Raw genomic sequence first — 14,796 nt, 5'->3', positions numbered from 1 at the left:
ACCACCCGCATAAAAGTTATATCTTACAAGCGCCGCCTTCACAACCATCGTCTTCTGCTTCTGGTTTTAACTCATCTTGAGCATCTGAAGCACCGTCACGGGTGTTATGGTAGTAAAGCGTTTTAACACCAAGTTTGTATGCGGTGAGTAAGTCTTTGAGCAATAGCTTCATAGGAACTTTACCCGCTTCAAACTTACTTGGATCATAATTGGTATTTGCAGAGATAGTTTGATCGATGAACTTTTGCATAATACCAACTAATGCAAGGTAACCATCGTTAGATGGAATATCCCAAAGTAGCTCATAGTTATCTTTGAGGCGGTCGTACTCTGGTACTACTTGCTTCAAGATACCATCTTTACTCGCTTTAACACTGATATGACCACGAGGTGGTTCGATACCGTTTGTTGCGTTTGAAATTTGTGATGATGTTTCAGATGGCATCAAGGCAGACAACGTTGAGTTGCGCATACCGTGTTCTTGGATACTTGCTCTTAGTGAATCCCAATCCAGATGCAATGGCTCTTCGCATACTTTATCAAGATCACGCTTATAAGTATCTATTGGCATAATACCTTGTGAGTACGTCGTTTCGTTAAATTTAGGACAAGCGCCGCGCTCTTTTGCCAATTCATTCGAAGCTTTCATCAGATAGTATTGAATGGCTTCAAATGTTTTATGTGTTAGGCCGTTAGCGCTACCGTCGGAGTACTTAACGCCATTCTTTGCAAGGTAATAAGCAAAGTTAATCACACCGATACCCAGTGTACGGCGTCTCATCGTTGCATTGTACGCAGCAGGTACGGGGTAGTCTTGATAGTCTAATAAGTTATCAAGTGCGCGAACCGCAAGCTCAGCTAACTCTTCTAACTCGTCTAGAGACTTGATGGCACCCAAGTTAAATGCGGAAAGCGTACATAGTGCAATTTCACCTTCAGGGTCGTTTACGTGGCTTAGAGGCTTAGTCGGTAGTGCAATTTCAAGACATAGGTTTGACTGGCGGATCGGTGCAACCTTAGAGTCAAACGGACTGTGTGTATTACAGTGATCAACGTTTTGTAGATAAATACGACCAGTGCTCGCACGTTCTTGCGCAAACATTGAGAATAACTCAATCGCTTTAATGCGTTTCTTACGGATAGATTCATCTTGCTCGTACTTAACATACAGTTCTTCGAATTTATCTTGATCTTCAAAGAATGCGTCGTAAAGACCAGGCACATCTGATGGACTAAATAGCGTGATATAGTCATCTTTAATTAGGCGGCTATACATGGTTTTGTTGAACTGCACGCCATAATCCAGATGACGCACGCGGTTCTCTTCAACACCACGGTTATTTTTTAGTACTAATAGGTTTTCAACTTCAAGATGCCAAAGCGGGTAGAATAGGGTCGCTGCGCCACCACGTACACCACCTTGAGAACAGCTTTTAACAGCCGTTTGGAAGTGCTTATAAAACGGAATACATCCTGTGTGATACGCTTCACCATTTCTGATTGGGCTACCTAGCGCACGAATACGACCAGCGTTAATACCGATACCAGCGCGCTGACTGACGTATTTTACAATCGCAGAAGAAGTTGCGTTGATTGAATCTAGGCTATCAGCACATTCTATAAGTACACATGAGCTAAACTGACGTGTCGGCGTACGAACACCCGCCATAATTGGCGTAGGTAATGAAATTTTGAATGTTGAAACTGCATCGTAGAATCGCTTTATGTAATCTAGACGCGTTTCTTTCGGGTAGTTTGCAAACAGGCTAGCAGCTACAAGAACATATAAGAACTGAGCACTTTCGTAGATCTCACCTGTTACGCGGTTTTGTACAAGGTATTTACCTTCCAACTGCTTAACAGCTGCATAGCTGAAGTTCATATCTCGGCTATGATCGATGTAGTTGTTTAGCTCATCAAACTCTTCTTTTGTGTAATCGGTAAGAAGATGCTGATCATAGCGCTTGTCTTCAACCAGCTTTACCACATGGTCGTGTAAGTGCGGCGGCTCAAAACAGCCATAGGCTTTCTTACGCAAGTGGAAAATAGCCAAACGAGCGGCTAGATACTGATAATCTGGAGACTCTTTTGAGATCAGATCGGCTGCAGCTTTAATAATCGTTTCGTGGATATCACCAGTACGAATACCGTCATAAAACTGGATGTGTGACTTTAATTCAACCTGAGAAACTGAGACGTTATCTAGGCCTTCTGCCGCCCATGTAATGACACGATGGATCTTATCTAGATCTAACGGTTCTTTGCGACCGTTTCTTTTGCATACAGATAGCTGTTGGTTCATGTTATGTGCCTGTATTCCTTAGGAACGCGCTTTAGATATCGCACGAATATAAAATTGTTTAGCAAACCACCACTATATATGGTGCCCTAGTGGCTAGGGATCACAAGATAGTGGGGTTGACGTGAATTTGCAAGAGAACAACTCTGGCAGAATTGTGGATAAGTTTGGGATAATTTACTTATGTAAGTGTCCACTAACCTATGACAATCCACTTATCTGCTCACAAAGAAAAATCAACAGAAAGATGATGCTTTTCAGCAAAAATAAAAAAAAATTCTAACTGATTTTTTTCTACACAAATTCGTATCTATTATAGCAAAAACACAATATATGGTGTTTTATTTTTCTATCAACACTAAATATGCGATAGCGTGTCTAATGGGTTAGTAAGATAGAGATCCGCATGCCAAGACTTTGCTTCGGCTTCAGATGGAATGAACCCCCACATTGCTGCTGCACTAATCATTTTTGCAGATTTCGCAGCAATAATATCTCGCTCAGCGTCGCCAACATAAATACACTGCTCAGGTGAGACCCCCAATTTTGATGCCACTAACAGTAAAGGCTCTGGATGAGGCTTGGCCACCGCTAGTGTATCTCCGCATACTACTGTCTCGATCTTTGCAAGTTCAGGGATCTGCTTTAGTAGCGGAAGTGTTAAAAACTCAGGTTTGTTTGTCATGATCCCAACCTGAATCTCTTTTTCTGCAAGTGCCGCTAATAACTCACCAATCTGCGCAAAGCATTGGGAATGTACTGACAGGTTCGCAAGGTAGTAATCGAGTACCCCCTGACGTAATACCTGAGTATCGTAGCGCTGTAATGACTCACCAAACCCTACTTGCAACATCGCTGCTACGCCGTTTGAAATCGCACTGCTATATACTTGTTTTCCGACAGTAGGCATTTTGTTAGCAGTTAAAACGTGGTTTAGTGCAGCGCCCAAGTCATCACTGGTATCCAGCAAGGTGCCGTCTAGATCAAATAGTACCGCTTGGATCATACTAGCTTCTCAAAGTGTAGAATGTAGTTAACCGAAACGTCTTTAGTTAAGGTAAATGTTTTGCCGATAGGGTTGTAGTTAATCCCTGTTGCCGCTCTAACTTTGAGGTCGTACTTTTCAGCCCAAGCTATTAAGGTAGACGGGCGAATAAACTTATCATGCTCATGCGTGCCTTCAGGAACCATTTTAAGCAGTTTTTCAGCAGCGACAATAGCCAGTAAATACGCTTTTGTGGTCTTGTTTAAGGTAGAAAAAAATACATGACCGCCGGGCTTAACTAATTGTGAGACAGAACGAATAATGGATTCTGGATCTGGTACGTGTTCTAACATTTCCATGCAAGTTACTACATCGAATTCGCCATGGTGTAAGGCTGCGAATTCTTCTACTGGCACTTTCTGATAGTCTACTTTAACGCCGACCTCTAGCGCGTGAAGCTTTGCGACATTGAGCGGTTCTTGTCCCATATCGATACCGGTTGCATTTGCGCCCAGCTTAGCCATGCTTTCTGTTAAAATCCCACCACCACAACCGACATCCAATACTGTTTTTGCAAATAGGCCTTCACATTTATCGTTAATAAAGTCCAATCTCAATGGGTTAATATCGTGTAATGGTTTGAATTCTCCCTCTCGGTCCCACCAGCGCTCTGCTATTTCTTCAAATTTAGCGATTTCATTAGGGTCTACATTTTGATGTTCGGTCATAAAAAACTTCCTCGTCGAATTGAGCGCATTATAAAGGGGATTAGATAAAAATAGCACCTGTAAAACGGTAAAAAGTGTGTTAGCATGCTTGACGAATTTTATAATAAACAAAGCCCCCGCTGATACTCTGAGGCAATTCGGCTATTTTTCGAAGCGCGTTTAATTGGCGCTTCAGCAGAAAAAGCAATTTGATATTCAGATAGCATCTCAACACAAGTTGTAGTGTGACACAAAAGGGGTGGACACTGAAGGAAAGTGGAGTCAAATGTCTGATCTCGCCAATGAAATCCTGCCAGTCAATATCGAAGATGAATTAAAAAATTCATACCTAGATTATGCAATGAGTGTAATCGTAGGTCGTGCATTACCTGACGTACGTGACGGCCTAAAGCCAGTTCACCGTCGTGTATTGTTCGCGATGAATGAACTTAAAAATGACTGGAACAAACCATATAAAAAGTCAGCTCGTGTAGTTGGTGACGTAATCGGTAAATACCACCCGCATGGTGATAGTGCGGTTTACGATACTATTGTACGTATGGCTCAGCCTTTCTCTCTACGCTATATGCTCGTAGATGGACAAGGTAACTTTGGTTCTGTCGATGGTGACTCTGCAGCTGCGATGCGTTATACCGAAGTACGTATGGCGAAAGTCGCTCACGAGTTACTTGCTGACCTTGAAAAAGAAACCGTTGATTATGTACCAAACTACGATGGTACAGAGCAAATTCCAGATGTGTTACCAACTAAAGTGCCTAACTTATTGGTGAATGGTTCATCTGGTATTGCGGTTGGTATGGCGACCAATATTCCGCCTCACAACTTAACCGAGGTGATCAATGGCTGTTTGGCTGTGATCCAGAATCCAGACATCACTATTGAAGAGTTAATCGACTATATTCCGGGTCCAGATTTCCCGACAGCCGCCATTATTAGCGGTAAGAATGGCATCGAACAAGCCTATAAAACAGGCCGTGGTAAGATCTACATCCGTGCGAAAGCTGAAATCGAAGTTGATGAGAAGACTGGCAAAGAAACTATCATCGTTCATGAAATTCCTTACCAAGTTAACAAAGCAAGACTAATCGAAAAGATTGCAGAGCTTGTTAAAGATAAAAAGGTTGAAGGGATCAGTGCACTACGCGATGAGTCGGATAAAGACGGTATGCGTATCGTTATTGAGATCAAGCGTGGTGAAGTAGGTGAAGTTGTACTAAACAACCTATACGCTCAAACACAACTACAAACTGTGTTTGGCATCAATATGGTTGCACTAGACAATAACCAGCCTAAGTGTTTCAACCTGAAAGAAATGCTTGATGCGTTTATTATTCACCGTCGTGAAGTCGTAACGCGTCGTACTGTATTTGACCTGCGTAAGGCGAGAGACAGAGCGCACACGCTTGAAGGCCTCGCAATTGCGCTAGCCAATATTGACCCAATCATTGAGCTTATTCGTAAGTCACCAACACCAGCAGAAGCAAAAGCTGCGCTAACCGCGCGAGCTTGGGATCTTGGTAACGTTAAATCAATGCTTGAGCGCACTGGCGAAGAAAATGTTGCGCGTCCGGATTGGTTAGCGGAAGAATTAGGGATCCGTGATGGTCAGTACTATTTGTCTGAGCAACAAGCCCAAGCAATTCTAGACTTAAGACTACACAAATTAACGGGTCTTGAGCACGAGAAAATTCTAGCAGAATACAAAGAACTGCTCGATCTAATCGCTGAGCTACTGTACATCCTTTCTACTCCAGAGCGTTTGATGGAAGTGATCCGCGATGAATTAGTTGAAATCAAAGAAACGTATGGTGATGAGCGTCGCACAGAGATCACTGCTGCTGCGCACGATATTAGTTTAGAAGATTTGATCAACGAAGAAGACGTTGTCGTTACGCTTTCTCACGAAGGTTATGTGAAGTATCAACCTCTAAGCGATTACGAAGCTCAGCGTCGTGGTGGTAAAGGGCGATCTGCAACTAAGATGAAAGATGAAGACTTTATCGAACGTCTACTCGTTGCAAATACTCACGATACAATTCTTTGTTTCTCAACTTCCGGCCGTTTGTATTGGTTGAAAGTTTACCAGCTGCCGCTTGCATCACGTGCTGCGCGCGGTAAGCCAATTGTTAACTTGTTACCACTCGAAGCTGATGAGCGTATTACGACAATTTTACCAGTTCGTGAATACGAAGAAGATAAGTTTATCGTCATGGCGACGGCAAGTGGTATCGTTAAGAAAACACCTCTGACAGCATACAGTCGTCAGCGTGCAAGTGGTATTATTGCTATCAACTTGAACGAAGGCGATAGCCTGATCGGTGCTAACATTACTACAGGCGAAAATGACATCATGCTATTTACTGAGCATGGTAAAGTTGTGCGCTTTAATGAGAAGCAGCGAGATTCAGAAACAGGTGAAGTAAAGCGCGACCCTGAAACTGGCGAAGAAATGTTGGCGCTACGTCCGATGGGTCGTACAGCAACAGGTGTTCGTGGTATCAAGATGCCAGATGACGTGAAAGTGGTATCACTAATCGTACCACAAGGCGATGGTGCAATCTTGACCGTAACTGAAAATGGTTATGGTAAGCGTACGCCGCTTGAAGAGTACCCAGCGAAGAGCCGTGCAACACAAGGTGTCGTGTCAATCAAAGTAACTGAAAGAAATGGTTCTGTGGTCGGCGCGGTTCAAGTTGATGACAACGATGAAATCATGCTGATATCAAACCGTGGTACACTAGTTAGAACGCGTGTAAACGAAGTTTCTACGGTAGGCCGTAACACTCAAGGTGTTATTCTGATCCGTACAATGGAAGAAGAAAAGGTAGTTGGTCTTCAACGCATCGAAGAAATTGAAGTGGACGAGTTGCCTGAGGGTGAAATTGTTGAGGCTGAGGGTGAAGCGACACCTGCAGTTGATTCAGACACAGAAGAATAGCACAATCTTATCTGTAATATAAAAAGCGACTTCGGTCGCTTTTTTTCTTTATGTCAGTTTTTTCAATCTATCCCTCTATGACAATAGCTCGAACCCTGATAAATTAAGGCTACGAACTATCCAGCTTTTGCTTGGGCAACTCACTGTTCATTCAAAAAATATGATAACAATTCGTCGATAATTTGGATGGGCTAGTTTATTAGGAATGAGGAAAAATATGACGGTTTATAATTTTTGCGCGGGTCCTGCGATGTTACCTGTTGAAGTTATGAAGAAAGCGCAAAAAGAATTTTTAGATTGGCAAAATTTAGGCGTGTCGGTGATGGAAGTCAGCCATCGCTCAGCGCCTTATTTGGAGATGGCGAAGCAGTGCGAGGCCAGCTTACGTCGTTTGATGAATATCTCTGATGAATTTGAAGTGTTGTTTATGCATGGCGGTGGTCGTGGTCACTTTGCTGCTGTACCGCTAAATCTACATGTAGATGGTGTACCAGGTGTATATATCGAAAACGGTATCTGGTCTACTGGCGCGACAAAAGAAGGTGGGAAGTTTACGCAAACGCATGCAATTAATATTCGTACTGACGAAAATGGTCAATTCGATATTTTACCTGTCTCTGAGTGGAAGCTACCAGAGAACGCTTCATTTATTCACTATTGTCCAAACGAAACTATCGACGGTATCGAAATATTTGACGTTCCAAAACATTCAAGCGCACCGATTGTAGCGGATATGTCTTCCAATATTTTATCTCGTGAGATTAACGTCAATGACTTTGATTTGATTTATGCTGGTGCGCAAAAAAATATCGGTCCTTCAGGGCTAAGTATCGCTATTGTGCGTAAGACGTTATTGAAGCGTGAAGGGTTGCCAAGACCTGCCATTCTTGATTACGCCATTGAGGCTGATCAGCAAAGCATGTACAACACACCACCGACATTTGCATGGTATCTAGCGTTTGAGGTATTCAAGTATCTTGAAAGCATTGGTGGTGTTAAAGCCATGGAAGCGCACAATCAAGAAAAAGCGGCCATTTTGTACGATTACATCGATGGCTCTGGCTTCTATTCAAACAAAGTTGCAAAACATTGTCGCTCGTTAATGAACGTACCATTTTGGTTAAACGATGACAGCCTAAATGCAAAATTTTTGGCAGAGGCAGAACAAAACGGTTTAATTGCACTTGAGGGCCACCGTTTTGTCGGCGGTATGCGTGCAAGCATCTATAACGCTATGCCAATTGAAGGGATAAAAGCGTTAGTTGGATTTATGGATAAATTCGCACGGGAGAACAGTTGATGGAACAGTTGACACTCAAGCCTATAACTAAAGTCAGTGGCAGTGTGACGCTACCTGGCTCTAAAAGCTTATCAAATCGTATTTTGTTGCTTGCGGCATTGTGCGAAGGCAAGACAAAAGTGACGAACTTATTGGATAGCGATGACATCCGCCATATGTTAGGTGCACTGTCTCAATTAGGCGTTGAAGTGACGCTAGAAGACGACAACACGGTGGCACTTGTCAAAGGAAATGGTGGCAACTTTATTTCCCCCGTTGAGCCGTTATTTTTAGGCAATGCTGGTACGGCGTATCGGCCATTAACTGCTGTGCTTGCTGCTATATCCGGTGATTATGAACTGATTGGTGAGCCGCGAATGGAAGAGCGCCCAATTGGCCATCTTGTTGATGCCATGCAAACGCTTGGTGCAGATATTCAATATCTCAAAAACAAAGACTACCCGCCGTTAAAAATTGCAGGTAAGCAACTTGCTGGTGGAGAAGTTGAGATTGACGGCAGCATCTCAAGCCAGTTCTTGACCGCATTATTGATGGCTGCACCGCTTTTTAGTGGCGATACGAATATTGCGATCAAAGGTGAGCTGGTTTCAAAGCCTTATATTGATATTACCATTGGTGTGATGGCGCACTTTGGGGTTCATGTCGAAAACCATGATTACCAGCGTTTTGTGGTAAAGGCTGGGCAGCAGTATCAATCTCCTGGGACACTTATGGTCGAAGGGGATGCATCATCTGCCTCTTATTTCATTGCTGCAGCGGCAATTGCAGGTGGTGAAATTGAGATCAAGGGAGTGGGTAAACAAAGTGTGCAAGGTGATATCGGCTTTGCCAAAGTGATGGAACAAGTCGGAGCAAACATTGATTGGCATGACGAACGTATTGTTGTGCGAAAAGGTGAGTTAAATGGTGTGGATATCGATGCCAATGCTATCCCCGATGCGGCGATGACGCTTGCAACCGTAGCGCTATTCGCAAAAGGTAAAACCGCAATTCGTAATATCTACAATTGGCGTGTAAAAGAAACCGATAGATTAGCTGCGATGGCGACAGAGCTAAAGAAAGTAGGTGCAGAAGTGGTAGAAGGGCACGACTTTATAGAAGTTGCACCACCGGCTAATTTTAATTTTACGGATGTAGATACATACAATGACCATCGCATTGCGATGTGTTTTTCAATGGTGGCAGTAGGTGGCCAAGCTATAACTATTAATGACCCTAAATGTACGGCAAAAACTTTCCCAACCTATTTTTCAGTGTTAGAAAGCATTAGCCAGTATTAATCTCATCAAAGGTGTTGAAGATGTTCAGCACCTTAAAGCCCTCTCTAAAATAATCAATCATAACAAAGTCAAATACGCGTTTGGTTGGCTGAATTTTATTCAGTCAAAGCTAGTCTGCACCTGACATTTAGCATCTTTCGCTGTACTAATAATTTGAGATATAACAAAAAATGACAGGTAAATAAGGATATATTCAGCAAATTGACGTATACTATGCGCCGTCAAATTCAGGTGAGCATTTTTAGGAGGTCTAAATGCAGGCAGCTATGCCAGTTATCACCGTCGACGGCCCAAGTGGTTCAGGCAAAGGAACTGTTTGTCGCTTGTTAGCTGAAACATTAAATTGGGAAGTGTTGGATAGCGGCGCGATTTATCGCGTGCTTTCGTTAGCTGCATTACACCACCAAATAGCAACTGATAACGAAGAGGGCTTGGTCCCACTTGCAGCTAATTTGGATGTACAATTTTCTATCGATAAAGAAACTAAAAAAAGTAAAATTGTACTTGAAGGTGAAGATGTCACTAATACCATTCGCAATGAAGAAGTCGGCGCAGCAGCGTCAAAAATTGCGGCATTACCACGAGTCAGAGAAGCATTGTTAAGACGTCAACGTGCTTTTAGAACTGAAGTTGGCTTAATTGCAGATGGACGTGATATGGGAACAGTGGTGTTCCCTGATGCAGAGCTTAAAATTTATTTAACTGCAAGCGCTGAAGAACGTGCTCGCAGGCGGTTTGTTGAGTTGAATGAGAAAGGCCATGATGTTACACTAAGTGGTCTGTTAGAAGACATTAAAGCTCGCGATGATCGCGATATGAATCGCAAGGTTGCCCCATTAGTTCCTGCCAGCGATGCGGTAGTTGTTGATACAACTGAGTATAATGCTGAACAGGTATTCGAACAGGTTATGTCTTTTATTCAAGACGCCATTGTGGCAGGTAAGCTTCCAAAAAGTTGTTTACCTAAATAATTTTTAATGACACAGGCAGGAAGCTAGTGTTTATTTAACAACCCCATGCAGCATGGTTGCTAATTGGTAATTTAACTTTATAGAGACGTATTTAGTATGTCAGAAAATTTTGCGCAGTTATTTGAAGAAAGCCTACAGGGTTTTGAAGTTGAGCAAGGCTCAATCGTTAAAGGTACAGTAATCGCTATTGAGAACAACGTTGTTCTTGTTGATGCTGGCCTTAAGTCTGAAAGTGCAATCCCTGCAGAGCAATTCAAAAATGCTGCTGGTGAACTAGAAGTTGCAGTTGGCGACGAAGTAGATGTAGCACTTGACGCTATTGAAGACGGTTTCGGTGAAACTATCCTTTCTCGTGAGAAAGCGAAGCGTCACGAAGCATGGATCCGTCTAGAGAAAGCATGTGAAGAGCACGAAACTGTTGTTGGTATGATCAACGGTAAAGTTAAAGGCGGTTTCACAGTTGAAGTTGATTCAATCCGTGCATTCCTACCTGGTTCACTTGTTGATGTACGTCCAGTTCGCGACACAGCTCACCTTGAAGGTAAAGAGCTAGAGTTCAAAGTTATCAAGCTAGACCAGAAGCGCAACAACGTTGTTGTTTCACGTCGTGCTGTTATTGAATCTGAGAACTCACAAGAGCGTGAAGAGCTTCTTCAAAACCTTGTTGAAGGTCAAGAAGTTAAAGGTATCGTTAAGAACCTTACAGACTACGGTGCATTCGTAGACTTAGGTGGTGTTGACGGTCTTCTACACATCACTGACATGGCTTGGAAGCGTGTTAAGCACCCTTCAGAGATCGTGAACGTAGGTGACGAAATCAACGTTAAAGTACTTAAGTTCGACAAAGAGAAGACTCGTGTTTCTCTAGGTCTTAAGCAACTTGGCGAAGATCCATGGGCTGCTATCGCTGGTCGTTACCCAGAAGGTGCTAAGCTTACTGGTCGTGTAACTAACCTAACTGACTACGGCTGTTTCGTTGAAATCGAAGAAGGCGTTGAAGGTCTAGTACACGTTTCAGAAATGGATTGGACTAACAAGAACATCCACCCTTCAAAAGTAGTTTCACTAGGTGATACTGTTGAAGTTATGGTTCTTGAAATCGACGAAGAGCGTCGTCGTATTTCTCTAGGTCTTAAGCAGTGTAAAGCTAATCCTTGGCAAGAGTTTGCTCGTCTTAACAACAAAGGCGACCAAGTTTCTGGTAAGATCAAGTCTATCACTGACTTCGGTATCTTCATCGGTCTTGACGGCGGTATCGACGGTCTTGTACACCTATCTGACATCTCTTGGAACACTCCAGGCGAAGAAGCTGTACGTGAGTACAAGAAAGGTGACGAAATCACAGCTATCGTTCTACAAGTTGACCCAGAGCGTGAGCGTATCTCTCTAGGCGTTAAGCAAATCGACGCTGATCCATTCACTAACTACCTAGACGCCAACAAAAAAGGTGCTATTGTTAAAGGTAAAGTGACTGAAGTTGATGCTAAAGGCGCAACTGTTGAGCTGATCGAAGGCGTTGAAGGTTACATCCGTGTAGCTGATATCGCACAAGAGCGTGTTGAAGACGCGACAGCTGCTGTTTCTGCAGGCGACGAAATCGAAGCTAAATTTGTAGGTGTTGATCGTAAGAACCGTACTATCAGCCTATCAGTTAAAGCTATCTACGAAGCTGAAGAAAAAGAAGCACTAGAGAAGCTTAAGAAAGATGAGCCGGCGTTTGAAAACGCAATGGCTGCAGCTTTCAAAAATGCTCAAAAAGACTAATTAATCGGTCTTTAAACTAGGAAGGGCGTTTAGCCCTTCCTTTTACACTAAAGGAAACATTATGACAAAGTCTGAATTGATAGAACAACTTGCACTGCAGCACGCTCACGTTCCTGTTAAAGATGTAGAGAATGCGGTAAAAGAAATCCTTGAACAAATGGCTGGCTCATTATCAGACTCGGAGCGTATCGAAATCCGTGGCTTTGGTAGTTTCTCGCTTCACTTCCGTTCTCCTCGCACTGGCCGTAATCCTAAAACGGGTGAGACAGTAGAGCTGGATGGTAAATATGTACCACACTTTAAGCCTGGCAAAGAGCTGCGCGATAGAGTAAACGAAAGCTTAAATAATTAAGTCTAACGGAGCTAAACTTGGTTGCAGTATTGAAAAAAGGATTAGCTGTTGTTGCCATACTGATTGCATTTTTAGTTGGGACACAAAATCCACAAGTTGTTAATGTCAATTTTGTAATTGCAAGTGCAGAGTTACCACTGGCAACCTTAATGAGTATTTGCTTAGCTCTTGGGATAATTATTGGTTTACTTGTAACAGCGTCGGTTTTATCTAAGCTTAAATGGCAAAATCATCGCCTAAAAAAAAGTAATAGTAAGCTTAGCCAAACAGCCGAACGCTAGTTATGATCGAACTGCTGTTTTTATTATTACCTGTAGCCGCCGCTTACGGTTATGTTATGGGTAAAAATAGTGCTAAGAATCAAGCCTTAGAGCAAAGTCGACAAATTACCTCAGAATATAGTAAAGGCCTGAAATTCCTGTTGGATAGGGAAGAAGATCAGGGCCTTGAACATCTCACTAAATTACTAGAAGTCTCGGCAGACTCCGTCGATCATTATTTAACACTTGCATCGCTTTTTAGAAAGCGGGGAGAGTTAGATAGAGCGATAAAAATTCATGAATTACTACTTAAACAACCTAATCTAGATGAAGAAGTGGTTAAATCCTGCCGCTTAGAGCTTGCTCAAGACTACATCTTAGCAGGTCTGTTGGATAGTGCAGAGGAACACTTAGTCATCCTTGTAAAGCTAGGGTTTAATGATGCTCTCGATCCTATTTTAAACCTATACTCTCAAACTAGAGATTGGCGAAAGGGCGTTCATATGTATGAAGCGCATCCTGAGCTTTTTAAAAAGTCTTCTCATTGCGCCACGATTGCAAACTTTTACTGTGAAGCCGCAAATCAAGAAAAGAATCCGAGTCTATTCGAAAAAGCAACGTTACTTGCGCATGAAACAGTAAGACCCTTGTATGAAATGGGTAAAGATGCATATAAACATGATGATTACGTGAAGTGCATATATTATTGGCGAAAGCTCGTGAGCCAATTTGTATTTATGGCGCCACTTGTAATAGAAGACCTTGAATCCTGTTATGTTAAATTAAATATTCATGATCAATTCTTTGAGTTAGTCTCAGAGTTATTAGAAAAAGGAGGTGTGCTGATCAGAATTAAGTTTTGCCAAGGATTAGTCCAAAAAGGTCATATTTCTGAGGCAATAGAGTTTCTAACTGATAGTTTAAAGCGTGAACCATCAATTAGGGGCTTTAGTTATTTGCTGCAACTCATTAGCGGCAAAGATGCTAAAATAGACCACGTACTACAAGAAATAGATAAATTGGTGAAGTCTTATATTGCAACTAAGCCAAACTATCAATGTGGTCATTGCGGGTTTACAAGTCATACTATGTATTGGTTATGTCCCTCCTGCAAACATTGGGAGTCACTTGCTCCAAGCCGTGGGTTAGACGGTTTTTAAGTTTATAATTTGGCCAAATAGGGTAACTATGTCGACACAAGATTTAAAAAAGGTTTTGATTGCGCTTGATTATGATAATGAAGAAGCTGCATTATCATTTGTTTCTCAGCTCTCACCTGACGAATGCCGATTGAAAGTAGGTAAAGAGATGTTTACCTATTTTGGCCCTCAGTTTGTAAAAAAACTGGTAGATATGAATTTTGATGTATTCTTAGATCTAAAATTTCATGATATTCCAAACACGGTTGCAAAAGCAGTAACTGCTGCGGCTGAGCTAGGGGTGTGGATGGTAAACGTTCACGCCAGTGGTGGTCATGAAATGATGTCAAAAGCAAAAGAAGCGTTGGTAGCTTACGGTGATAAAGCGCCACTACTTATTGCTGTGACCGTACTAACTAGTATGGATCAAGGACAATTATTAAAGCTTGGAATTGAAAAAACGCCCCAAGAGCAAGTGCTATATCTAGCAAAATTAGCGAAAGAATCAGGCCTAGACGGCGTAGTTTGTTCTGCGCAAGAAGCCGAGCTGTTAAAAGCTCAACTCGGTGAAGAATTTAAACTTGTAACACCTGGGATCCGACCTGCAGGCTCTGATGCTGGCGATCAAAAACGCATTATGACACCTGAAAAAGCAGTTAAAGCGGGGAGTGATTACCTCGTGATAGGACGCCCGATCACTAAAGCTGAAGATCCTACTGCTATGCTAAAGGCGATTAACAGTAGCATAGCCGAGATTTAAGTTGCAAAGCCAACGTTATA

General features: G+C 42.5%; 12 protein-coding genes. 9 read left to right on the top strand and 3 right to left on the bottom strand.

Going from position 1 to position 14,796, the window contains the following annotated elements:
- Positions 1-16: 16 nt before the first annotated feature.
- The 3 genes from nrdA to ubiG form a co-directional block, all read right to left on the bottom strand.
- Complete coding sequence (gene nrdA / locus DRB05_RS18245; protein ID WP_128728189.1) at positions 17-2,302, bottom strand: class 1a ribonucleoside-diphosphate reductase subunit alpha; 2,286 nt, start codon at positions 2,300-2,302, stop codon at positions 17-19.
- Between the two features lie 355 nt (positions 2,303-2,657).
- Positions 2,658-3,305 (bottom strand): HAD-IA family hydrolase, encoded by a 648-nt coding sequence (locus DRB05_RS18240; RefSeq protein ID WP_128728188.1) that lies wholly within the window; start codon positions 3,303-3,305, stop codon positions 2,658-2,660.
- Positions 3,302-4,012 carry a bifunctional 2-polyprenyl-6-hydroxyphenol methylase/3-demethylubiquinol 3-O-methyltransferase UbiG gene (gene ubiG / locus DRB05_RS18235; protein WP_128728187.1) on the bottom strand — a complete coding sequence of 237 codons (711 nt, stop codon included), beginning with the start codon at positions 4,010-4,012 and terminating at the stop codon, positions 3,302-3,304. Before ubiG ends, DRB05_RS18240 begins: the two co-directional genes overlap by 4 nt.
- Before the next feature lie 265 nt (positions 4,013-4,277).
- Here ubiG and gyrA point away from each other — a divergent pair, with 265 nt between their 5' ends.
- The 9 genes from gyrA to pyrF all read left to right on the top strand — a co-directional run bounded on the left by gyrA (position 4,278) and on the right by pyrF (position 14,776).
- On the top strand, positions 4,278-6,950 hold the full coding sequence (gene gyrA, locus DRB05_RS18230) for a DNA gyrase subunit A (protein ID WP_128728186.1): 2,673 nt from the start codon (positions 4,278-4,280) through the stop codon (positions 6,948-6,950).
- A 217-nt stretch (positions 6,951-7,167) separates the two neighbouring features.
- Entirely contained in the window at positions 7,168-8,250 is a 1,083-nt protein-coding gene (gene serC, locus DRB05_RS18225; protein ID WP_128728185.1) for a 3-phosphoserine/phosphohydroxythreonine transaminase, read from the top strand.
- Positions 8,250-9,530 (top strand): 3-phosphoshikimate 1-carboxyvinyltransferase, encoded by a 1,281-nt coding sequence (gene aroA, locus DRB05_RS18220; protein ID WP_128728184.1) that lies wholly within the window; start codon positions 8,250-8,252, stop codon positions 9,528-9,530. Before serC ends, aroA begins: the two co-directional genes overlap by 1 nt.
- 254 nt (positions 9,531-9,784) lie before the next feature.
- Entirely contained in the window at positions 9,785-10,501 is a 717-nt protein-coding gene (cmk, locus tag DRB05_RS18215; RefSeq protein ID WP_128728183.1) for a (d)CMP kinase, read from the top strand.
- A gap of 96 nt (positions 10,502-10,597) precedes the next feature.
- Positions 10,598-12,265 carry a 30S ribosomal protein S1 gene (gene rpsA, locus DRB05_RS18210; RefSeq protein WP_128728182.1) on the top strand — a complete coding sequence of 556 codons (1,668 nt, stop codon included), beginning with the start codon at positions 10,598-10,600 and terminating at the stop codon, positions 12,263-12,265.
- A gap of 61 nt (positions 12,266-12,326) precedes the next feature.
- Positions 12,327-12,617 carry an integration host factor subunit beta gene (gene ihfB / locus DRB05_RS18205; protein ID WP_010377033.1) on the top strand — a complete coding sequence of 97 codons (291 nt, stop codon included), beginning with the start codon at positions 12,327-12,329 and terminating at the stop codon, positions 12,615-12,617.
- Positions 12,618-12,634: 17 nt separating this feature from the next.
- Positions 12,635-12,898: a LapA family protein gene (locus DRB05_RS18200; RefSeq protein WP_128728181.1), complete on the top strand. Its 264-nt coding sequence runs from the start codon at positions 12,635-12,637 to the stop codon at positions 12,896-12,898.
- A gap of 2 nt (positions 12,899-12,900) precedes the next feature.
- Entirely contained in the window at positions 12,901-14,037 is a 1,137-nt protein-coding gene (locus DRB05_RS18195) for a lipopolysaccharide assembly protein LapB (RefSeq protein WP_128728180.1), read from the top strand.
- 28 nt (positions 14,038-14,065) lie between these two features.
- On the top strand, positions 14,066-14,776 hold the full coding sequence (gene pyrF, locus DRB05_RS18190) for an orotidine-5'-phosphate decarboxylase (protein WP_128728179.1): 711 nt from the start codon (positions 14,066-14,068) through the stop codon (positions 14,774-14,776).
- The last annotated feature ends 20 nt before the right edge of the window (positions 14,777-14,796 follow it).

It is taken from the genome of Pseudoalteromonas sp. A757, from assembly GCF_004103285.1.
Classification (GTDB): domain Bacteria; phylum Pseudomonadota; class Gammaproteobacteria; order Enterobacterales; family Alteromonadaceae; genus Pseudoalteromonas; species Pseudoalteromonas galatheae.
Note: the sequence above shows the minus strand (reverse complement) of the source record. Positions and strands in the feature narration are given on the sequence as shown.

Coding starts and splice junctions, on each gene's coding strand:
- nrdA (WP_128728189.1), bottom strand. CDS start 2,302: ATGAACCAACAGCTATCTGTATGCAAAAGAAACGGTCGCAAAGAACCG.
- DRB05_RS18240 (WP_128728188.1), bottom strand. CDS start 3,305: ATGATCCAAGCGGTACTATTTGATCTAGACGGCACCTTGCTGGATACC.
- ubiG (WP_128728187.1), bottom strand. CDS start 4,012: ATGACCGAACATCAAAATGTAGACCCTAATGAAATCGCTAAATTTGAA.
- gyrA (WP_128728186.1), top strand. CDS start 4,278: ATGTCTGATCTCGCCAATGAAATCCTGCCAGTCAATATCGAAGATGAA.
- serC (WP_128728185.1), top strand. CDS start 7,168: ATGACGGTTTATAATTTTTGCGCGGGTCCTGCGATGTTACCTGTTGAA.
- aroA (WP_128728184.1), top strand. CDS start 8,250: ATGGAACAGTTGACACTCAAGCCTATAACTAAAGTCAGTGGCAGTGTG.
- cmk (WP_128728183.1), top strand. CDS start 9,785: ATGCAGGCAGCTATGCCAGTTATCACCGTCGACGGCCCAAGTGGTTCA.
- rpsA (WP_128728182.1), top strand. CDS start 10,598: ATGTCAGAAAATTTTGCGCAGTTATTTGAAGAAAGCCTACAGGGTTTT.
- ihfB (WP_010377033.1), top strand. CDS start 12,327: ATGACAAAGTCTGAATTGATAGAACAACTTGCACTGCAGCACGCTCAC.
- DRB05_RS18195 (WP_128728180.1), top strand. CDS start 12,901: ATGATCGAACTGCTGTTTTTATTATTACCTGTAGCCGCCGCTTACGGT.
- pyrF (WP_128728179.1), top strand. CDS start 14,066: ATGTCGACACAAGATTTAAAAAAGGTTTTGATTGCGCTTGATTATGAT.